The 19,771-nt window shown below is 70.8% G+C and carries 20 protein-coding genes; 8 read left to right on the top strand and 12 right to left on the bottom strand.

The annotated features are described in order from the left end of the window. Nucleotides 1-68: 68 nt before the first annotated feature. Nucleotides 69-1,418: an NAD(P)H-dependent oxidoreductase gene (locus tag MFF64_RS02810; protein WP_099907185.1), complete on the top strand. Its 1,350-nt coding sequence runs from the start codon at nt 69-71 to the stop codon at nt 1,416-1,418. A gap of 35 nt (nt 1,419-1,453) precedes the next feature. Here the strand turns inward: MFF64_RS02810 and MFF64_RS02805 are convergent, their stop codons facing one another. Further along, complete coding sequence (locus tag MFF64_RS02805) at nt 1,454-3,859, bottom strand: EAL domain-containing protein (protein ID WP_238189482.1); 2,406 nt, start codon at nt 3,857-3,859, stop codon at nt 1,454-1,456. 329 nt (nt 3,860-4,188) lie between these two features. Between MFF64_RS02805 and MFF64_RS02800 the strand changes: the two genes are divergently transcribed. After that, on the top strand, nt 4,189-5,412 hold the full coding sequence (locus MFF64_RS02800; RefSeq protein WP_238189480.1) for an ABC transporter substrate-binding protein: 1,224 nt from the start codon (nt 4,189-4,191) through the stop codon (nt 5,410-5,412). Between the two features lie 5 nt (nt 5,413-5,417). Next, nucleotides 5,418-6,662, top strand: a complete 1,245-nt coding sequence (locus MFF64_RS02795) for a cytochrome P450 (RefSeq protein ID WP_238189478.1) — start codon at nt 5,418-5,420, stop codon at nt 6,660-6,662. Between the two features lie 144 nt (nt 6,663-6,806). On the opposite strand, the gene MFF64_RS02790 is transcribed toward MFF64_RS02795, so the two are convergent. Continuing rightward, on the bottom strand, nt 6,807-7,400 hold the full coding sequence (locus MFF64_RS02790; RefSeq protein ID WP_238189476.1) for an LOG family protein: 594 nt from the start codon (nt 7,398-7,400) through the stop codon (nt 6,807-6,809). 218 nt (nt 7,401-7,618) lie between these two features. Between MFF64_RS02790 and MFF64_RS02785 the strand changes: the two genes are divergently transcribed. Beyond that, nucleotides 7,619-8,920 (top strand): LysM peptidoglycan-binding domain-containing protein, encoded by a 1,302-nt coding sequence (locus tag MFF64_RS02785; RefSeq protein ID WP_099899276.1) that lies wholly within the window; start codon nt 7,619-7,621, stop codon nt 8,918-8,920. 6 nt (nt 8,921-8,926) lie between these two features. On the opposite strand, the gene MFF64_RS02780 is transcribed toward MFF64_RS02785, so the two are convergent. Beyond that, on the bottom strand, nt 8,927-9,847 hold the full coding sequence (locus MFF64_RS02780; RefSeq protein ID WP_099899278.1) for a methyltransferase domain-containing protein: 921 nt from the start codon (nt 9,845-9,847) through the stop codon (nt 8,927-8,929). Nucleotides 9,848-10,058: 211 nt separating this feature from the next. On the opposite strand from MFF64_RS02780, the gene MFF64_RS02775 reads away from it, so the two are divergent. The 3 genes from MFF64_RS02775 (at nt 10,059) to pssA (ending at nt 13,677) form a co-directional block, all read left to right on the top strand. Beyond that, nucleotides 10,059-11,999 (top strand): ABCB family ABC transporter ATP-binding protein/permease, encoded by a 1,941-nt coding sequence (locus MFF64_RS02775; protein ID WP_238189473.1) that lies wholly within the window; start codon nt 10,059-10,061, stop codon nt 11,997-11,999. A 111-nt stretch (nt 12,000-12,110) separates the two neighbouring features. Continuing rightward, nucleotides 12,111-12,824 carry a phosphatidylserine decarboxylase gene (locus tag MFF64_RS02770; RefSeq protein ID WP_099899282.1) on the top strand — a complete coding sequence of 238 codons (714 nt, stop codon included), beginning with the start codon at nt 12,111-12,113 and terminating at the stop codon, nt 12,822-12,824. A 16-nt stretch (nt 12,825-12,840) separates the two neighbouring features. Continuing rightward, nucleotides 12,841-13,677, top strand: coding sequence for a CDP-diacylglycerol--serine O-phosphatidyltransferase (gene pssA / locus MFF64_RS02765; protein WP_099899284.1), 837 nt, complete (start codon nt 12,841-12,843; stop codon nt 13,675-13,677). Between the two features lie 86 nt (nt 13,678-13,763). On the opposite strand, the gene MFF64_RS38000 is transcribed toward pssA, so the two are convergent. Next, entirely contained in the window at nt 13,764-14,369 is a 606-nt protein-coding gene (locus MFF64_RS38000; RefSeq protein ID WP_099899286.1) for a hypothetical protein, read from the bottom strand. Nucleotides 14,370-14,649: 280 nt separating this feature from the next. Beyond that, a complete protein-coding gene (gene tam, locus MFF64_RS02755) occupies nt 14,650-15,423 on the bottom strand; it encodes a trans-aconitate 2-methyltransferase (protein ID WP_099899288.1) in 774 nt (257 codons plus the stop codon). A 93-nt stretch (nt 15,424-15,516) separates the two neighbouring features. On the opposite strand from tam, the gene mscL reads away from it, so the two are divergent. After that, entirely contained in the window at nt 15,517-15,927 is a 411-nt protein-coding gene (gene mscL, locus MFF64_RS02750; RefSeq protein WP_099899290.1) for a large conductance mechanosensitive channel protein MscL, read from the top strand. 3 nt (nt 15,928-15,930) lie between these two features. Here mscL and MFF64_RS02745 read toward each other — a convergent pair whose 3' ends face one another. The 7 genes from MFF64_RS02745 to MFF64_RS02715 all read right to left on the bottom strand — a co-directional run bounded on the left by MFF64_RS02745 (nt 15,931) and on the right by MFF64_RS02715 (nt 19,769). Beyond that, on the bottom strand, nt 15,931-16,185 hold the full coding sequence (locus tag MFF64_RS02745; protein ID WP_099899292.1) for a hypothetical protein: 255 nt from the start codon (nt 16,183-16,185) through the stop codon (nt 15,931-15,933). 212 nt (nt 16,186-16,397) lie between these two features. Further along, the gene (locus MFF64_RS02740; RefSeq protein WP_093568537.1) at nt 16,398-16,808 is read right to left on the bottom strand and encodes a DUF1236 domain-containing protein; all 411 of its coding nucleotides are present in this window, start codon (nt 16,806-16,808) and stop codon (nt 16,398-16,400) included. Between the two features lie 141 nt (nt 16,809-16,949). Beyond that, nucleotides 16,950-17,687 carry a sigma-70 family RNA polymerase sigma factor gene (locus tag MFF64_RS02735; protein WP_099899294.1) on the bottom strand — a complete coding sequence of 246 codons (738 nt, stop codon included), beginning with the start codon at nt 17,685-17,687 and terminating at the stop codon, nt 16,950-16,952. Nucleotides 17,688-17,804: 117 nt separating this feature from the next. Beyond that, nucleotides 17,805-18,596: a class II glutamine amidotransferase gene (locus tag MFF64_RS02730; protein ID WP_099899296.1), complete on the bottom strand. Its 792-nt coding sequence runs from the start codon at nt 18,594-18,596 to the stop codon at nt 17,805-17,807. A gap of 85 nt (nt 18,597-18,681) precedes the next feature. Next, nucleotides 18,682-19,047, bottom strand: coding sequence for an HVO_A0114 family putative DNA-binding protein (locus MFF64_RS02725; protein ID WP_099899298.1), 366 nt, complete (start codon nt 19,045-19,047; stop codon nt 18,682-18,684). Continuing rightward, nucleotides 19,044-19,376, bottom strand: a complete 333-nt coding sequence (locus MFF64_RS02720; protein ID WP_238189470.1) for a toxin-antitoxin system TumE family protein — start codon at nt 19,374-19,376, stop codon at nt 19,044-19,046. Before MFF64_RS02720 ends, MFF64_RS02725 begins: the two co-directional genes overlap by 4 nt. Before the next feature lie 93 nt (nt 19,377-19,469). Further along, entirely contained in the window at nt 19,470-19,769 is a 300-nt protein-coding gene (locus tag MFF64_RS02715; RefSeq protein WP_238189468.1) for a cytochrome C oxidase subunit IV family protein, read from the bottom strand. Between the last annotated feature and the right edge of the window lie 2 nt (nt 19,770-19,771).

Below are 19,771 nucleotides of genomic sequence, written 5' to 3'. Positions count from 1 at the left end.
GTTCACGCAACGGCGCCCTCCGAGCGCCGACAGATCGACAGGGCGGCCGCGCCGCCCCGGGAGGGGACATGAGCCTGTACCACAAGCTCGCCGCGCGGGCGGAAGCCGGCAATCCGGTGCGGATCGGGGTGATCGGGGCCGGCAAGTTCGGCTCGATGTTCCTCTCGCAGGCGCCGCGCGCGCCGGGGCTGCACGTCGTCGGCATCGCCGATCTCGATCCGCAGCGGGCGCGCGCCGCGCTGGCCCGGGTCGGCTGGCCGGCGGAGCAGTACGAGGCGAGGAGCGTCGCCGAGGCGATGCGCCAGGGCACGACCGTCCTCACCGACGATGCCGAGGGCCTGATCGCCTCGGACGGGATCGAGGTGATCGTCGAGGCGACCGGCCATCCGGGCGCCGGCATCCGCCACGCCCTCGCCTGCTGCCGGCACCGCCGCCACATCGTGATGGTCAATGTCGAGGCCGACGCGCTCGCCGGTCCCCTCATCGCACGCCGGGCGGCCGAGGCCGGCATCGTCTACTCCTTCGCCTACGGCGACCAGCCGGCGCTGATCGCCGAGATCGTCGACTGGGCCCGCACGGCGGGCTTCCGGGTGGTCTGCGCCGGCAAGGGCACGAAGTACCTGCCGGTCTACCACGCCTCGACCCCCGACACGGTCTGGGGCCATTACGGCTTCACAGAGGAGCAGGTCGCCGGCGGCGACTTCAACCCGCAGATGTTCAACTCCTTCCTCGACGGCACCAAGTCGGCGCTGGAGATGGCGGCGGTGGCCAATGCCTGCGATCTGACCCCCCCGCCCGCCGGCCTCGCCTTCCCGGCTTGCGGCGTCGACGACCTGCCGACCCTGCTGCGGCCGGCGGCCGCCGGCGGCGTCCTGCCGGCGGACGGCACCGTCGAGGTGGTGTCGTCCCTGGAGCGCGACGGCCGCCCGGTCTTTCGCGACCTGCGCTGGGGCGTCTACGCCACCTTCGAGGCGCCTTCCGACTACGTCCGCAAGTGCTTTTCGGAGTACGGCCTGAAGACCGATCCGAGCGGGCGGTACAGCGCGATGTACAAGCCCTATCACCTGATCGGGCTCGAGCTCGGGCTCTCCGTCGCCAGCATCGCGGTCCGAGGCGAGGCGACGGGGACCACGCGGGGCTTCTCCGGCGACGTGGTGGCGACGGCCAAGCGCGACCTGAAGGCCGGCGAGCGTCTGGACGGGGAGGGGGGCTACACCGTCTACGGCCGGCTGATGCCGGCGCGGGATTCGCTCCGGGCCGGCGGCCTGCCGATCGGCCTCGCCCACGGCCTCACCCTCACCCGCCCGGTCGCCGCCGGCCGGCCGGTTTCGTGGGACGACGTCTCGTTCTCGGCCGACGACCCGGCGATCCGCTTCCGGCGGGAGATGGAGGAGGTGTTTCGGGGCGAGGCGGGGTGAGGTGCCGGCCGCGGCGGGCGTGATCAGACCGCGTCTCAGACCGCGTCTTGGGCCGGTGTCAGCCCGTCCTCCAGCGGCACCGGCCGGCCGAACAGGTAGCCCTGCGCCTCCGTGCACCCCTCCTGCCGCACCGCCGCGAGCTGAGCCTCGGTCTCGATGCCCTCGGCGGTGATCGTCGCGCCGAGCTGGGCCGCGATGCCGACCACCGCGCGCACGATCGCGGCCGTGTCGGGATCGGCGATGTCGGCGATGAAGGAGCGGTCGATCTTGATCGCGTCGAAGGGGAAGCGGCGCAGGTAGCTCAGGGACGAGTAGCCGGTGCCGAAATCGTCGAGCGCGATGCGCACCCCGTGGCGGCGGAGTGCCAGGAGCAGGTCGGCGGCCTCGCTGTCGATCAGCAGGCTCTCGGTGATCTCGATCTCGAGCCGGTCCGCCGCGAGGCCGGATTCGCGCAGGGCGGACTGGACGGCGGCGATCAGGAGCCCGTGCCGCACCTGCGCGGCCGAGACGTTGACCGCGACCCGGGTGCCGTCGGCCCAGCCGGCCGCGTCGCAGCAGGCCCGGCGCAGGATCCAGGTGCCGAGGCGGTCGATCAGGCCGGTCGCCTCGGCGAGGGGGATGAAGGCGGCCGGCGCCACCAGGCCGCGGGTCGGGTGGCGCCAGCGCACCAGCGCCTCGCGGCAGACGACCCGCCGCTCGGCCGCCGTGACGATCGGCTGGTAATGCAGCTCGAACTCGCCGCGCTCCAGGCCGAGGCGCAGGTCGAGCTCGAGGCCGTGCTGCTCGGCGACCGCCTCGTCCATGCCCGGGTCGTAGAGCCGGAAGGTGCTGCGGCCGGCGGCCTTGGCGCCGTAGAGCGCCCGGTCGGCCCGGGCCATCAGGGTGTCGGCGTCGCCGCCGTGGCAGGGGACGAGCACGACGCCGATGCTGACCCCGACATGCATCGACCGGCCGGCGACGGTGACCGGCGCCTGCATCGCCGCGATCAGCCGGGCGGCCGCCTGCGACGCCGCCAGCGGGTCGCCGTCGTCGAGGAGCACCGCGAACTCGTCGCCGCCGAGCCGGGCGATCGTGTCGCCGGACCGCAGGGCGGCCCGCAGGCGCCGGGCGACCTCGCACAGGAGCGTGTCGCCGGCGGCGTGGCCGAGCGTGTCGTTGACGACCTTGAACCGGTCGAGGTCGAGCCACAGGATCGCGCCGGCGCCCTGCCTGAGCAGCAAGTCGAGGCGCTCGCGGAAGTGGGTGCGGTTCGGCAGGTCGGTGAGCGCGTCGTGGCGCGCCATGTGGGCGATGCGCCGCTCGGCCTCCCGCCGGGCGGTGATGTCCTCGACTTGGAGCAGCGTTGCGGCCGGGTTCGGCGGCAGGTGCAGGCGCACCGCCGAGACCCGGGCCCACATCGGGCTGCCATCCCGGCGGGGGAAGCGCATCTCGCGCACCGCCGGCCCGCGACCCTCGGCCGCCAGGGTCCTTACCTCCGCCACCATCTCCGCCAGCACGTCGGCATCCTCCGGCAGGACGAGGGTGGCGAGCGGCCGCCCGACGGGGTCCGCCCCGTCCCCGAGGGCGGACCGGAAGGCGCGGTTCGCCTCGACCAGCCGGCCTTCGGCATCGACCACCAGCATCCCGGCGGGCGCGTGCTCGATGATGCCGCGGAAATGACTCGCGCTCCGGCGGGCCTCGGCCCCTTCGGCCCTGAGCGCCACCTGCTCGCGCTTGAGCGCGCTGATGTCGAAGTGGAAGCCGGTGCGCTCCCCGCCCTCGCGCACCCGTTCGATCACCCGGATCCAGCGCTCGCCCGGCAGCGGCACCTCGAACGGCGCCCCCGCGAAACGCTGGGATTCGCGCAAGTGCGCCAGGAGCTGGGCCGGCGCGTCGCTGTCGGCGTTCTGCCAGGCCTGAGCCACCACGGATTCGAGTGTCAGGCCCACGGCCTCGCCCGGGGGCAGCCCGTAGAGCTGGCCGAACTGCCAGTTGGCCGAGACGATGCGCCCGTCGGCATTCGCCGCCGCGATGCCGTCCGGCGCGCCGATGCGGAGATCCGCGGCGCTGGGGCGGGGGGAGGACTCGACCTCCCGGGTGATCTGCCGCCACAGCCGCAGGCGGCCGAGGCCCGGGATGGTCTGGGCCGAGACCTGCAGCCAGGTGCCGCGATGCTCGAACTCGAACGGTCGGGTCTGGGCCTGGTGGCGGGCGATCCCGCTCGCGACGTATTCCTCGACGTAGTGGAGCTCGTCGGAGGTCAGGCGGGTGCGATAGAACCTCAGCAGGTTCTCGCGGTAATGCTCGCCGACATGGACGAAACCGTCATGCTCGGGGAAGAAGTACAGGAAGGCCTGGTTCCAGGCGAGCGTCCGGTCCTCGGCGTCGAAGACGCACAGGCCGATGTCGAGGCCGTCGAGCAGGTCGGCGAGAAGGCCGAGGCTCGGCTTGGGCTTCAGCATACGGGCGACCTCGATGGCTCTCGATGAAGTGCCGGGACAGCTTCTAACAACCGGCGCGGCTGGACCTTGCGGCAACCGCCATCGTAACTTGCCTTCCGTCCCCGCCCAAGATCCCACAACTCGATATCCCACAACAGATCGGCGCCGTCCTCTCGTCCGGTTCTCCCGCAGGGCGGTGCGGCCGACGCCGACGATTTGGCGAGGACGACGCTCTCGGCGAAATCTCTCGACGGAATCCCTTGCCAGGCCGGCGCGGATCGGCTGTGAAGGCAGGCGTGATGACACGGCGACCAGGCGCGGACGACGCGGGCGCCGGGAGGAGCCGACCGATGAACCGATTCGCCACCCGCCTGTGCGGGGCCGCCCTGACCCTCGCGGCTTTCGCCGGTCTCCTTGCCGGACCGGCCGCGGCGCAGATCTCCGACGACGTGGTGCGGATCGGCGTCCTCACCGACCTCTCGGGGCCCTATGCCGATAGCGGCGGGCGCGGCTCGGTGGCGGCGGCCGAGATGGCGGCGAAGGATTTCGGCGGGACGGTGCGGGGCAAGCCGGTCGAGATCGTCTCGGCCGACCACCAGAACAAGCCGGACGTGGCCTCCAGCATCGCCCGGCGCTGGTACGACGTCGACAGGGTCGACGCCATCGTCGACCTGCCGGTGACGGCGATCGCGCTCGCCGTCCAGGCGGTCGCCAAGGAGAAGAACCGCACGGTGATGATCACCGCGGCGGCGACCTCCGACCTCACCGCCAAGACCTGCTCGCCCGTCAGCTCGCACTGGACCGACGACACCCACGCGCTCACCGCCGGCACGGCGCGGGCGGTGTTCGAGCGCGGCGGCAAGACCTGGTACTTCATCACCGTCGACCACGCCTTCGGCCACGCGCTGCAGAAGGAGGCGACCACGGTCGTCGAATCGCTGGGCGGCAAGGTGGTGGGCACCTCGCGCCACCCGATCAACACCGCCGACTACTCGTCCTTCCTGCTCCAGGCCCAGAGTTCCGGGGCGGACGTGGTCGGCTTCGCGAGCGTCGGCGACGATTTCACCAAGGCGGTCAAGCAGGCCGACGAGTTCGGCCTGACGAGCGGGCGCCAGACGCTGACGGGCTTCCTCGTCTACGTCACCGACATCAAGGGCCTCGGCCTGCCGGTGGCGCACGGCCTGACCTTCTCGGAAGCCTTCTACTGGGACCAGAACGACGCCGCCCGCACCTTCGCCAAGCGCTTCCAGGAGCGCACCGGCGCGATGCCGACGAAGAACCAGGCGCTGATCTATACCGCCGTCACCCACTACCTGAAGGGGATCGACAAGGCCGGTACCGACGAGGCGGTCGCGGCGAACGCCGCCATGCGGAGCCTGCCGGTGGCGTTCTTCGACCACCCCGCCACCTTGAGGGCCGATGGGCGCCTCCTCTACGACCCCGTGCTCTACCGGGCGAAGGAGCCGTCCGCGAGCAAGGGCCCGTGGGACCTCTACGAGGTGCTGCGCACCATCCCGCAAGCCGAGGCGTTCCTGCCGATGAACCCGGCCTGCGCCCCCAACGGGCGCGGGTGAGCCAGATGAGCGACTCCGCCCTCGCCGAGGGGTTCGACCTGCGGCGCCTGCCGGACGGGTTCATCGAGAACCCGTATCCCGTCTACGCAGCGCTCCGCGAGCATGCCCCGGTCCACGCGATGGGCCGGGGTCCTTCGGGCGAGGCGCGGATCCTGCTCTCGCGCTACGCCGACCTGGAGCGGGTCTACAAGGACGCCGCGACCTTCAGCTCGGACAAGACCGTCGAGTTCGGGGCCAAGTTCCGGCTCGAGGACGAGGGAGCCTCCCCGCTCTACCGCCACCACACCACGAGCCTGGTCTTCAACGACCCGCCGCGCCACACGCGGGTCCGGCGCATCATCGCCGGCGCGCTCAACCCCCGGGCGGTCGCCGCGATGGAGGCCGGCATCGTCGCGCTGGTGGATGGCCTGCTCGACGCGGCCGAGGCGCGCGGACGGATCGACCTGATCGAGGACTTCGCCGCCGCGATCCCCGTCGAGGTGATCGGCAACCTGCTCGGCGTGCCGCGGGCGGAGCGCGGGCCGTTGCGGGACTGGTCGCTGGCGATCCTCGGCGCCCTCGAGCCGGTGCTCTCCGCCGAGGTCGAGGCCGCCGGCAACCGGGCGGTGACCGAGTTCCTGGCCTATCTCGACCGTCTCGTCGAGGACCGTCGCCGGCACCCGGGCGACCCGGACAAGGACATCCTCACCCGCCTGATCCAGGGCGAGGTCGGCGGCGAGCGGCTCTCGCCGGAGGAGTTGCTGCAGAACTGCATCTTCATCCTCAATGCCGGGCACGAGACTACCACCAACCTGATCGGCAACGGGCTGCACCTCCTCGATGAGCGGAGGGAGGCGCGGGCGCGGCTCCTCGCCGAACCGGACCTGATGCGGAGAGGCGTGGAGGAAGTCCTGCGCTTCGAGAGCTCGAACCAGCTCGGCAACCGCGTCGCCACCACGGGCTTCGCGATGGGCGGGCGCGACTTCCCGGCCGGCACCCAGATCACGCTCTGCATCGGCGCCGCCAACCGCGACCCGGCGCAGTTCCCCGACCCCGACGGCTTCGACGTCGCCCGCGACCCCAACCGCCACCTCGCCTTCGCGAGCGGCATCCACCAATGCGTCGGCATGGCGGTGGCCCGGCTGGAGGGCCGGATCGCCCTCGGGCGCTTCCTCGCCCGCTTCCCGGATTACCGCCTCGACGGCGCAGGCGAGCGCTCGCAGCGGGTGCGCTTCCGCGGCTTCCTGCGCCTGCCGGCTCGGCTCGGCTGAGCGCGTTTCCAGCCTGCTCGACAGAGTCTGCCGACCCGCGACCTCACCGCACGCGACAGGCCTGCCGCCGTCGGTCCCGGGTTCCGCTCTCGCGGTCCCGGGACGATGCGGAGGGAACAGGTCCGTCGATGAGCCGTCGCAGGCTCAGAACTTCTCCTCGATCAGCGCCTCGGCCTCCGGGCGCGGCGCCGTCTTGCGGATCGCCTCGCGCAGCATCGGCACCACCTGGTCCGGCTCCTCGGCCACGAGGTAGCTGAGATCCAGACCCTCGCGGATGAAGCCGGTGCGGCGCATGTGGTCGAGAAGAGCGAGGAACGGGCCCCAGAACTCGGCCACCGAGAGCAGCATGATCGGCTTGGCGTGCTGGCCGAGCTGCGACCAGGTCATCTGCTCGACCAGCTCCTCCAGGGTGCCGATGCCGCCCGGCAGGGCCACGAAGGCGTCGGAGCGATCGAACATCAGCTTCTTGCGGGTGTGCATGTCGGAGACCACGATGGTCTCCTGCACGTCGTCGAGCATGCGCTCGCGCGACTTCAGGAAGTCCGGGATGATGCCGGTGACGTGGCCGCCATGGTCGAGCACCGCCCGCGCCACCGTGCCCATCAGCCCGACATTGCCGCCGCCATAGACCAGGGCGATGCCGGCCTCCGCCAGGTGGCGCCCCAGCGCCCGCGCGGCCGCCTCGAAGACCGGATCGGTGCCGAACCCCGAGCCGCAATACACGCAAACCGTCCGCATCGAGTCTCCGCACCGTTCGCAGCCGAAACCGGCCGTTCCACGCATCGCCTTCACGAGGCAAGTTTCCGGCCGAGCCGCGCGATTCGCGCCGCGTGGTCTCGCCCCGCCAGTCCTGTTAATATGAGGGCGATGGCGTGGGCGTGTCGACCGGAGGCGAAAGGTCGCGCAATCGTTCGAGACCATCGGCCGGGAGGACCCGTGAGCGGGAGTGTTGCGCCATGACGACCGAGTTGCGGAGGGGCATCGTCCTCGCGGCCGTCGGCCTCGTCGCCGGGTTCGTGCTCATCGGGGTCGCGGCGAGCGGCACGCGGCTGTTCTCGCTCGCCTCGCCGGAGACGGATCCGACGACGACCTCGCCGTCGGCAACCCTCTCGGCGCCGGCGCCCGCGCCTGCCGTGGCGCCGCTCGCCGCCTTGCCGGCCAAGCCCGAGATCCCCGCCGCGGCGGGTGTTGCGCCGTCCTTCGACGTCATCCGGGTCGAGCCCGACGGGGCGAGCGTCGTCGCCGGGCGCAGCCGGCCCGGGGCCGAGGTCGAGATGCTGCGCGACGGCCAGCCCTTCGCCCGGACCACGGCCGATGCCGCCGGCAACTTCGCTTTGGTACCCCCGGTCCTGCCGCCCGGCAGCCACGAGATCACCCTGCGCAGTACCGCGCCGGACGGCGCCACGGCCTCCAGCCAGGCCAGCGCCGTGGTGGTGGTGGCGCAGGACCGCCGCACCAAGCCCCTCGTCGCCGTGACGACGCCCGGCCAGCCGACCGCGGTGCTCTCGCTGCCGGAGCCCGCCGCCAAGGCGGAGGCCAAGGTCGAGACCAGGCCCGAGACCAAGCCCGCGCCGCCGTCCGGTCCCCGGCCGGTCAAGGTCGTGGGCGTCGATGCCGAGCCGGGCGGGCGGCTCTACGTCACGGCGCAGGGCGCCCCGAAGGCGGATCTGCGTCTCTACCTCAACGACACGCTGGTAGCGCCAGGCCAGGCGGGGCCGGATGGCCGCGTCGCCTTCACGATCGGGCGCGGGGTCAAGCCCGGCGACTACCGGGTGCGGATCGATCAGGTCGATCCCGCCTCCGGAGCGGTCAAGACCCGCGCCGAGACCGCCTTCGCGGTGCCGCCGAACCTCGGGCCGGCCACCACCGGTGCGGCCGAGGCGCCGGCGCGCCAGCCTCTGGTGCGCGGCGCCCCGGCGGGCGGCCCGATGGTCGCGGTGGCTCCCTCCGCGACCGTTCCGCCAGCGGGCGCGACGGCCACGGCCCTGGCTCCCGCGCGGGCGCCCGGCGCGGAGGTGGCGCACGGTTCCGCCGAGTCCGGCGCGGTGTTCGTGCCCGGCATCAGCACCGCGAAGGTGATCCGCGGCGACAACCTGTGGAGCATCAGCCGCCGGGCCTACGGCAAGGGCCTGCGCTACACGGTGATCTTCGACGCCAACCAGCGCCAGATCCGCGACCCGAACCGGATCTATCCCGGCCAGGTCTTCGTGCTGCCCGGCGAGGCGCCGCAGGCGCGGGAGCCGGAGAGCCCCGGCTGACTCCGGTCAGCCGGCCCGCTGGATCAGCGTCGCGTCGAGGAGGTTGTCGAAGCCCCGCTCCTTGAGGCCGATCACCAGCGCGTCCTTCCGCTCCTCGACCAGCCGCATCAGCCAGGACGGCGCCGCGTAGCTGCCGCCGTAGCTCTGGCCGTAGAGCTTGGTCCAGCTGCGCACCTCGGTGTAGCCGAAGCCGTGCCGGGCGTAGTCGCTCTCCAGCACGCGCAGGCGGTCGGAGACCTTCGGCCCGCCGACGAGCGACAGGGCCGCCCGCCACCAGCGCAAGGGCACCAGCCCCGCATCGCGATCCTGCACCCCCGACAGGGCGGCCCAGTTGCGTCCCGCCGAGGTCAGGACCAGCACGCCGCCGGGCGAGAGCGCGTCGATCATCACGTTCACCGACCGGGCGAACAAAGCCGCGTCGAAATGGGTCGCCAGCGAGCCGACGAAGATCAGGTCGTAGGATCCGGGCAGGGCTGCGGAAAAGACTTTGCTGCCGGTGATCTCGGTCACGCCGAACTGCGCCACCACGTCCGCCACCTTGCGGGCGTCGAGGTCGGCGACGGCGATCTCGGCCTCGGGGAAGAACTTGACGAGGTGGCGTGTCACCCGGCCCCCGCCGCAGGGCAGGTCGAGGATGTGCGTCGGCTCGGTGCGCCCGGTCAGCAGCATCGCCTCGGTGATCAGGCGCAGGGCCGAGAGGCCGACGGCCCGGTAATGCGCCCGGCCCTCCGGCGTATCGACCAGCATGTCGTCATGGACCGAGGCCTCCGGATCGACGGTCGACGCCTTGTAGCGGCGCCAGCGGGCGAGGCAGCGTTCGAGGACCGCGACCGTCGAGCCCCCGGCCCAGGACGGGGGCGCGTGCACGGGCAGCAGGGCCGGCCCGGTGCGCGGGCGCCGAACATCGCGGGAGGACGGGAGCAGCATGGACGACCCGGACATGCGGGAGGGGACGCGCGACGCCGGCCTGGCCGGAAGGCCGTCGTTCTAGGCGGGTTTCGCGGATGTGTCGCGCGGGTTTCCGGTGCCTTGCCGCCGCGCGGACAGGCTCGCCGCAGGGCCGGGCCGCGTCGGGCGCGCTGTCTCCCCGTGCCGTCCTGGCCTATATGCGGCGCCGATCCCGTCCGGAACCGGTCCCTTGTCCACTGACCCGAACCATCCGGCCGAGCCCGAGCGGCCCGGCCTCGTCGCCACCTACCGCCGCCTGTGGCCCTATCTCTGGCCACACGGCCGGCCCGACCTGCAGCGCCGCGTCTTCGTCGCCTTCGGCCTGCTGCTCGTCGCCAAGGTGGTCACCCTGGCGATGCCGTTCACCTTCAAGTGGGCGACCGATGCGCTGGTGGCCGCGGTGGGAGGCAAGGAAGAGGCCGTCCCGACCGGGATCTGGGCCGCGCCGGCCCTGATGATCCTGCTCTACGGCGCCGCCCGGATCGCCATGGCGCTGCTGACCCAGGTGCGCGACGGGCTGTTCGCCAAGGTGGCGATGCACGCGGTGCGGCGGCTGGCGCTCCAGACCTTCCAGCACATGCACCGCCTGTCGCTGCGCTTCCACCTGGAGCGCAAGACCGGCGGCCTGACCCGGGTGCTGGAGCGCGGGCGCAACGGCATCGAGGAACTCTCGCGCCTGATGGTGCTGACGCTGGTGCCGACCATCGTCGAGTTCCTGCTGGTGCTCGGCACGCTCGCCTACGAGTTCGACCTCTCCTACTCGGTCGTCGTGCTGGTCATGGTGGCGGCCTATCTCGGCTACACCTACAAGGCCACGGAGTGGCGCATCGCCATCCGCAAGCGGATGAACGATTCCGATACCGACGCCAACACCAAGGCGGTCGATTCGCTGCTCAACTACGAGACGGTGAAGTACTTCGGTGCGGAAACCCGCGAGACCGCTCGCTACGACCAGTCGATGGCCCGCTACGAGAAGGCCTCGACCCAGACCTACGTCTCGCTCGCGGTGCTGAACGCCGGCCAGGCGGTGATCTTCACGATCGGCATGAGCGTGGTGATGTGGCTGGCCGCCCGCGACATCATGGCCGGACGGGCGACGATCGGCGGCTTCGTGCTGGTCAACACCATGCTGGTGCAGCTCTCGATGCCGCTCAACTTCATGGGCATGATCTACCGCGAGATCAAGCAGGCGCTGATCGACATCGACGACATGTTCAAGATCCTGCACCGCAACCCGGAGATCGCGGACCGGCCGGGCGCCGCCCCGCTCGCGATCGGCGAGGCGGTGGTGCGGTTCGAGGACTTGCACTTCGCCTACGTGCCGGAGCGGCCGATCCTGCGCGGCATCAGCTTTACGGTGCCGGCGGGCCGCACCGTGGCGATCGTCGGGCCCTCGGGCGCCGGGAAATCCACGCTGTCGCGGCTGCTGTTCCGGTTCTACGAGCCGCAATCGGGGCGCATCACGATCGATGGGCAGGACATTGCCGCGGTGCAGCAGGACTCTTTGCGAGCCGTGATCGGGATGGTGCCGCAGGACACGGTGCTGTTCAACGACACGATCGGCTACAACATCCGCTACGGCCGCTGGGAGGCCTCCGAGGAGGAGGTGCGCGAGGCGGCGCAGCTGGCCCAGATCGACCGCTTCATCGCCGCGCTGCCGGAGGGCTACGACACGCCGGTCGGCGAGCGGGGCCTGAAGCTCTCGGGCGGCGAGAAGCAGCGCGTCGCCATCGCCCGCACCATCCTGAAGGGGCCGCCGATCCTCGTCCTCGACGAGGCGACCTCGGCCCTCGACTCCTTCACCGAGCGCGAGATCCAGGACGCCCTCGACCGGGTGAGCCGCGGCCGCACGACCCTCGTCATCGCCCACCGCCTGTCGACGGTGGTCAGTGCCGACGAGATCATCGTCCTCGACCAGGGCCGCATCGCCGAGCGCGGCACCCATCTGGCGCTCTTGGCGCAAGGCGGCGTCTACGCGGCGATGTGGAACCGCCAGCGCGAGGCCGACGCGGCCCGCGAGGCGCTGAAGCGGGCGGAAGCGGAAGAAGGGACGAGCCTGCGCACGCATCTGGAGCCGGGGGAGATCCCGGGCCCCGTGGCGAAGGCGCCGGAGCCGGCCGCGGTGTCGTGAGGCGATCCGCGCCGATCTGACAATTGACGTGAAGCCATGCGCCTGCCATCCGCGGGCGCTGAACCGGCGCGTTCGCGGCCGGCGACAGGCCCGAGGACCATCCGAGGACTTATGACCGACCTGTTCGAGACGATCCGCCGCGTGCTGGTGCCGATCCACAAGGAGGGCTATCCCTTCATCGCGATCGGCATCGTCCTGACGGTGCTCGCCGGCACCTTCGTCCAGTTCCTCGGCTGGATCTTCCTGCTGCTCACTCTCTGGGTCTGCTACTTCTTCCGCGACCCCGAGCGGATCGTGCCGGTCGGCGACGGCCTGGTGATCTCCCCGGCGGACGGGCGGGTGAACCTGATCAGCACCGTGCTGCCCCCCTCCGAGCTCGACCTGCCCTCCGTGCCGATGCTGCGGATCTCGGTGTTCATGAACGTGTTCGACTGCCACGTGAACCGGGTGCCGGTCACGGGCCGCATCGACCAGGTCCACTACACCCCGGGCCTCTTCCTCAACGCCGAGCTCGACAAGGCGAGCGAGGACAACGAGCGCAACGGGCTCGTGATCGAGACGCGCCAGAACGGCGAGCCGGTGCGGATCGGCGTGGTGCAGATCGCCGGCCTCGTGGCGCGCCGTATCGTCGACTGGGTCAAGCCCGGCGACGACCTCACCGTCGGCGACCGGTTCGGCCTGATCCGCTTCGGTTCGCGGGTCGACGTCTACCTGCCGGCGGGTACCCGGGTGCTGGTCGGCCTCGGCCAGAAGGCGGTGGCGGGCGAGACCGTGCTCGCCGACCTGCGCGGGACCGGCCCGGTGCGGCAGTTCCGCCGCGTCTGACAGGGAGGGGACCCGCATGGACGACCTCTTCCCGCCCTTCGCGCCCGAGCCGAACGAGCCCAAACCGCGCCGGTTCAAGCCGGTGCCGGTACGGATGATCATCCCCAACATGATCACCCTGATGGCGGTCTGCCTCGGGCTCACCGCCGTGCGGTTCGGCTTCGAGGGCAAGTTCGAGCCGGCGGTGATCGCGATCGTCGCCGCCGCGGTGCTCGACGGCGTGGACGGGCGGGTCGCCCGCCTGCTCAAGGGTACCTCGCGCTTCGGCGCCGAGCTCGACTCGCTCGCCGACTTCGTCAATTTCGGCTGCGCCCCGGCGCTGATCCTCTACAGCTTCGTGCTGCACAACCTGAAGTCGCTCGGCTGGATCGTCGCCCTGATCTTCGCCATCGCGATGGCGCTGCGCCTCGCCCGCTTCAACGTGATGCTGGACGATCCCAACCGGCCGGAATGGAAGAAGAACTTCTTCGTCGGCATGCCGGCCCCGGCCGGCGCGCTGACGGTGATGCTGCCGCTCTACCTGCACTTCCTCGGCTTCGAGATGGTGCCGGGTCTCGCGCCGGTGGCGCTGATCTACATGCTGGTGATCGCGCTCCTCGTCATCTCCACGGTGCCGACCTTCTCGGGCAAGACCGTCGGCAAGCGCGTGCCGCGGGAATACGTGCTGCCGATCTTCGTCGTGACGGTGGCGGCGTTCGGGCTGCTGATCAGCTTCCCGTTCGAGATCCTGGCGCTGCTCAGCCTCGGCTATCTCTGCGCGATCCCGATCGGCGCCAACCAGTACCGGCGGCGGCTCAAGGCCGAGGCCGCCGAGACGGCCTCGCTTCCGAGCGACGAGGCGCCGGCCGCCTGAGGTTGCGGCGGGGCTGGACCCCGCCGATCCGGGCCGTGAGTCCGGTTCGTGCCGCGCGGTCCGGACGTCATCGTCCGGACCATGCCTCACTCCATCATGCTCATGATGTCGCCGATGCGCACGTCGCGGATGGTGTCGAGGGACATGCCCCCGCCGCCCATGCCCCCCGTCATGCCGGCCATGCCGCCCATCATGCCGCTGAGCCCGCCGAGCCGGTTCATCCAGTACATGGCCTGACGCATCTCCGAGGAGCGGCCGCCGAGGCCCGCGAAGCCGGCCATCCGCCCCGTCCCGGCCCGGTGCCGCACGGCGGCGTAGCGGACTGTCCTGGGCTGGGCCGCGATACGGCGCGGACCCGCGCGCCGGCCCATAGTCCGCGCCTCTGCCCGGGCGACCACGCCGGACCGCACCATCCTGCGCGGGATCATCCGCGGCTCGGGTGCCCTCTGCGCCTCGGCGGTGCGCTGGGCCGGGGCCTCGGAGGCGTCCATCACGGTGCGGCAGGCCGCGCTGAGGCTCGCCTTCTCGCGCCGCAGGCAGGAGGCGATCGCCCCGACATTCGGGATGTGGGACGCGCACAGGCGCATCGCGTCCGAGGTGCAGGCGGCCCGTTGCGCCGGCGTGCCCTGCGCGAGGGCGGGTGTTACGACCAGGAGCAGCGAGGCCGCTGCGGCGAGTGAAGACAGTCTCATCGTCGGAATCTCCTCCACGCGGGAGAGGGGGCGCTTCCGTGGGGAAGCCGTCCCTTCTGTGCACCGGCGGCCGAACGGCCGCGGTGTGGCGACGCACGCTGTACCGATCTCACATCTCTTCTCGTCTTGCGGAGATTGGTGCACCGCCCCGCCCGACTGGACAAGACTGGTCTTTTCCGGCCGCGATGTCGAGCCGTGCGGCGGTTGTCATCCCCGGCGGCGGAGGATGGGGCTCGCGCTCTTCCCGAGCGCTCCGCGACGGACCGGGCGGGGGCCCGCGTCAGGCCCGCCGCGCCACCAGGAACAGCCGCGGGAAGGGCAGCAGCACCCGCCCGTCACCTTGCGCCGGGTAGGCCTCGCGCAGGGCCGCCTCGTAGCGGGCGAGATAGGCGGCCTGCTGCTCTGGGCTCAAGGGCGCCAGGAACGGCCGCAAGCCCGTGGCGCGCACCCACTCGACGATGCCGTGATGGTCGGGAAGCGGGTGGACGTAGGTGGTGCGCCACAGATCGACCGTGCAGCCCGCCCGCGACAGCCAGGTATCGTAGTCCTGGAACGTGCCGAGCGTGGTGCGCGCGCCGGCGGCCCCGGCCAGCGCCGCGCGGAACGGTGCCTCCGCCGCCACCTCGCGCATCAGCCGGTGGGACGGCTCGTCGAGATTGTCCGGCATCTGCACGGCGAGGCATCCGCCCGGCGCCAGGACGCCCGCGAGGCGCGGCAGCAGGACGGCGTGGTCCGGCAGCCATTGCAGCACCGCGTTGGCGAAGATCAGGTCGGGCGCGGCGTCCGGTTCCCACGCGGCGAGGTCGGCCTCGACGAAGGTGAGGCCCGGCAGGGTGCGGCGCGCCTCCTCCAGCATCGCGGGCGAGGAATCGAGGGCGGTGATCGCCGCGTCCGGGAAGCGCGCGGCGAGAAGCGCGGTGCTGTTGCCGGGCCCGCAGCCGAGATCGACCACCCGGGCGGGCGAGACCAGCGGGACCCGCCCCAGCAGGTCCGAGGCCGGCCTCGTGCGCTCGTCGGCGAATTTCAGGTACTGGCCCGCATCCCAATCCGCCATCGACCGACTCCCCATCGCGCGGCCGCGCCCCAGCTTGGCTGTGTGACGCCGCGTTACGCGAGCGTCCGGCACGACGCCGCGAGGAGATCCGACATGCTCGAGGAATTCAAGAAGTTCGCCCTGCGCGGCAACGTCGTCGACCTCGCGGTCGGCGTGGTGATTGGCGCAGCCTTCGGGGCCATCGTCACCTCGCTGGTGCAGGACGTCATCATGCCGGCGGTCGGGGCGATCACCGGCGGGCTCGATTTCTCGAACTACTACCTGCCGCTGTCCTCGACGGTGCAGACCGGCCTCGCCTATGCCGAGGCCAAGAAGCAGGGGGCGGTGATCGGCTACGGCCAGTTCATCACCGTGGCGCTCAACTTCCTGATCGTCGCCTTCGTGCTGTTCATGGTGATCCGCGCCATGAACCAGCTGCAGCGGCGCGAGGAGGTGACGAAGGAGGATCCGGCCGACGTGAAGCTGCTGACGGAGATCCGGGATCTGCTGGCGGCGCGGCGGTGAGCGTCAGCTTTTCGCCGGCAGCTCGCGCAGGATATCGTTGAGCGCGTCCTCCACCGCCTCGCGTCCGGTGTCGTGAGCCTTCAGCCGGCCTTCGAGGCGGCGCAGCTGCGGGGTGAATTCCGGCGGCAGACCCGGATCGCCGAGATAATCCGGCTTCTCGGCCTCGGCATTGTAGGTCGAGCGGAGCTGCTGCCCGAGGTGCTCGCGCACCGGCTGCGGCAGTGCGGCGTCGTGGTTCTCGTACGGGTCGGAGGGCATCGGAATCCGTATCGTTGAGGTTCCGTGGCGCGGTATTCAATTCGTCCGCGCCATCGTCGAAGCAGAACGACGATCGCGTCGGTTTCGTTGCAGGATTCGACGCTGCATCGAGAGAGAATTTACGCGACTTCGAAAAAGAAAAGCCCCGGCGCGGAGCCGGGGCTTTTCGAATACGAGGGCTGCGCCGCCCGAGGGCGGCGCGCATGCGGGTCTTAGTCGATGACCTGCACGATGCGGCGGGTGCCCGGATCGACCAGCACGACGCGGTCGTTGACCACGGTGTAGCGGCGGCCGCGGATGCCGTAATCGGACGGGACCTCGTAGTAGCTCACACCTGAGGAGGGCAGCACGGTGCCGACGCGGACGTCGCCGTCCCAGTCGTACGAGCGGTGCTGGCGCACGGCGTAGGAGCGGAAGCGCGGACGGTCGTCGACGCCGAGCAGGCCGCCGACCGCACCGGTCGCGGCACCTACGGCACCGCCGACGATCGCGCCGACCGGGCCGGCCGCATCCGCACCGTCCTCTGCACCGCGCTGGGCGCCGCCGATCAGGCCCTGCGCGTGGGCAGCCATCGGCAGGGAGAGGGCGAGGGCAGCGGCAGCCAGGAAGGTCTTGGTCTTCATCGGGTCGATCTCCGTTTCGTCCAGTCCACCCCGGTCGAGCGGGGCGGCTCTTCGGGGGTGGTAACGTCGCCATGGGCGAAACGGTTCAATCGTGATGGCCGAAAAAGTCGACTTAAACCCCGCGGGGGTACAGGTTGCGAATCACGCGTCCTTCGGCATCGCCGATTGGATCAGCCGGTCGGTGCCGAGATCTTCCTCGTCGTAGCCGAGAAGTTCCGCCAGCCGGCCGCGGGCGCGGCTGACGCGGCTCTTCACCGTGCCGACCTTGCAGCCCATGATCGCCGCCGCCTCCTCATAGGAGACGCCTTCGGCGCCGACGAGCACCAGGGCCTCGCGCTGGTCCGGCGGCAGCTTGGCGAGCGCGCTCTGCAGGTCCTCGACGTCGAGCCGGTCGCCCTGGTGCGGCGCGGTGGCGAGACGCGCGGCGTAGGAGCCGTCCTGGTCCTCGACCTCGCGCACCCGCTTGCGGTGATCGGAGTAGAAGATGTTGCGCAGGATGGTGAACAGCCAGGCGTTCAGGTTGGTGCCGGCCTGGAACCGGGCCCGGTGCTGCCAGCCCTTCAGCAGCGTGTCCTGCACCAGGTCGTCGGCCCGGGCCGGATTGCTGGTGAGCGACAGCGCGAAGGCGCGCAAGGACGGAACCGCCTGCAGGAGCCCGTCGCGGAATTCCGGCAGGACGATCTCGCCCTGCGCCTTGAGGGCGGCTTCCAGGCGCGCGATCAGCTCGGCGAACCGGTTGTCCGCATCGGCGTTGCCCAGGGCCTCGTAGGTGGCCCGGAGCTGGGTGCCGAGATGCGACCGGATGCTGGCCGACAGGCCGGGGCGGTCTTCCGCCGACGGATTTGGGGCCGACGGATTCGGGGCAATGTCTCGCGTCATGGCTCTCGCGTCTGCCTGCCTTGAGGAAGATGGGCCCGGGGGCCGCGACCGGAAAGCCCAACCTTAGCGAGAAACGAGCCGGAACCGATAGGGCGCCGTGACACGGCCTCCGGGGTGTCAGCCTCCGGCTCCGGCTCCGGTCTCGTCCCCGTCCGGCACGCCGAGGCGGAAGGCCAGCACCTCGCCGGGGGCGAGGTCGGTCCAGCTCTCGTCACGGGTCAGCGGCCGGGTCGCCACCACGGTCACGATGTCGTCGGGCGTGGTCTCCTGCGCGAAATCCACCCGCCAATCCTCGTCGATCAGCGTCGCGGTGCCGAACGGTGCCCGGCGGGTCAGGGTGCACAGGCGCTTGCCACAATGGGCGTAGAGCGTGCGGCTGTCCGACAGCAGCATGTTGAACACCCCGAGCCCGTGCAGTTCGGCGCAGAGCTCCCGCACCGCCCCATCGAGGCGCGTGGGCTTCGGGAGCGTGCCCCACCGTTCCTCCAGCCGGCCCAGCATCCAGCAGAAGGCGTGCTCGCTGTCGGTGGTGCCGACGGGCTTAAAGCGGCCGAGCTTCAGCCGCTTCACGCCCTTGAGCTGGCCGTTATGCGCGAAGGTGAAGGTGCGGCCCCACAATTCGCGGCTGAAGGGATGCGTGTTCTCCAAGGCCACCCGGCCGCGATTGGCCCGGCGCACATGGGCGATCACGATCCGGCTCTTGATCGGGTACTGCCGCAGCAGCCGGGCGATTTCCGAGCGGGCGCTCGGCTCCGGGTCGTGGAAGCTGCGGCAGCCGCGGCCTTCGTAGAACGAGATGCCCCAGCCGTCCTGATGCGGCCCGGTCTCGCCCCCGCGGCGCGCCAGGCCGGCGAAGCTGAATCGGATGTCGGTCGGGACGTTGGCGCTCATGCCGAGCAATTCGCACATGGCGACGATTATAGGGCCTCAGCGGTGAGCGGGGAGTGAACGGCTGCTCCCCGATGCCGAGGAGAGCCGTGCCTCTGCGACAGGCTCAAGCCGCGTTCAAGTCGAGATGGGCCGAGATCCTGGAGACAGCGAGCGCAATCGCCCTGCCGCTCCGCTCCACGAGGCCGGCAGCGTGGAGGGCGGTTACATCGTCATGGACGCGGCGGTAGGGACGTTCGAGCGCATCGGCGAGCGCAGCGATGGATGGCGCCGGTCCATCCGCAGCGAGGCGCTTGAGCAGCGCAATTCGGGCGGGCGAGAGCGTCGCCACGAACGCTTCCCAGTTCTCGAAGGTGATGCCGAGAGCGGGAGGCAGGATCTCTCCTCGCTCGGCCTTGTGCCAGGCGTCGATGAAGCGGCGCCCCATATCTTCGGCCGAACCACCGATCTCGATCTTCAGATTGTCCGTCATAACGTTCCTCCGCGAAGAGCGCGGACTTCCGCGAGAAAATCTGCCATCAGCTGCTCGACGGAGACGAATCGATAGGGCGTCTCGACGTTCCCATGGCGGATGTGATCACCCTTCCCGGACTCATTATCGTATGCAACGATCCTTTGTCCCGGTCGACCGTAATAAAGCGAGTACTTCAGGCTATGGGCCGATCCCGGAACCTGTCTCGAGCCGGGTAGCACCCAAAGCTTAGCCTGGAGGATCGTCCCATCCTCGTAGACGCACTTCTCGGAGAAGAGCAGAGCAGCCTTCGCAATATGACATTGTATGTCATATTGCCGGCTTGGCATCAAGGGACGGCGTTCGCTTAACGGAGCGGCGACCAAGTCGACAGGGCCATGATGGGTCGCTCAGCGCGGGGATATTCAGTCCGGCATGACTCTCTACGCCCGCGACAGGTAATCCACCAGCGTCATCGTGAACAGGATCCCGACCCAGAAGAAGCCGATGCCGGCAAACAGCTTGACCAGCGGCGGCTCGTGGCGGACCTCCATCGAGAACAGCAGGATCGTCGCCACCATCACGGCCGCGACCAGCAATTCGACGACCCAGACATGCGGGAAGGGGAGGGTGGCGCCCAGGGCCACGTTGATCCCGAGCATCACCAGCAGCGCGAAGGCCGTCAGGACCGGCTCGCGCATGTGCTGCCAGAGGATGCGGCGCTCGTCGCTGGTGCCGAACAAGG

The sequence above is a fragment of the Methylobacterium frigidaeris genome (assembly GCF_022179185.1).
GTDB lineage: Bacteria > Pseudomonadota > Alphaproteobacteria > Rhizobiales > Beijerinckiaceae > Methylobacterium > Methylobacterium frigidaeris.
The sequence above is the reverse complement of the archived record's forward strand: the minus strand, read 5'-3'. Positions and strand labels throughout refer to the sequence as shown.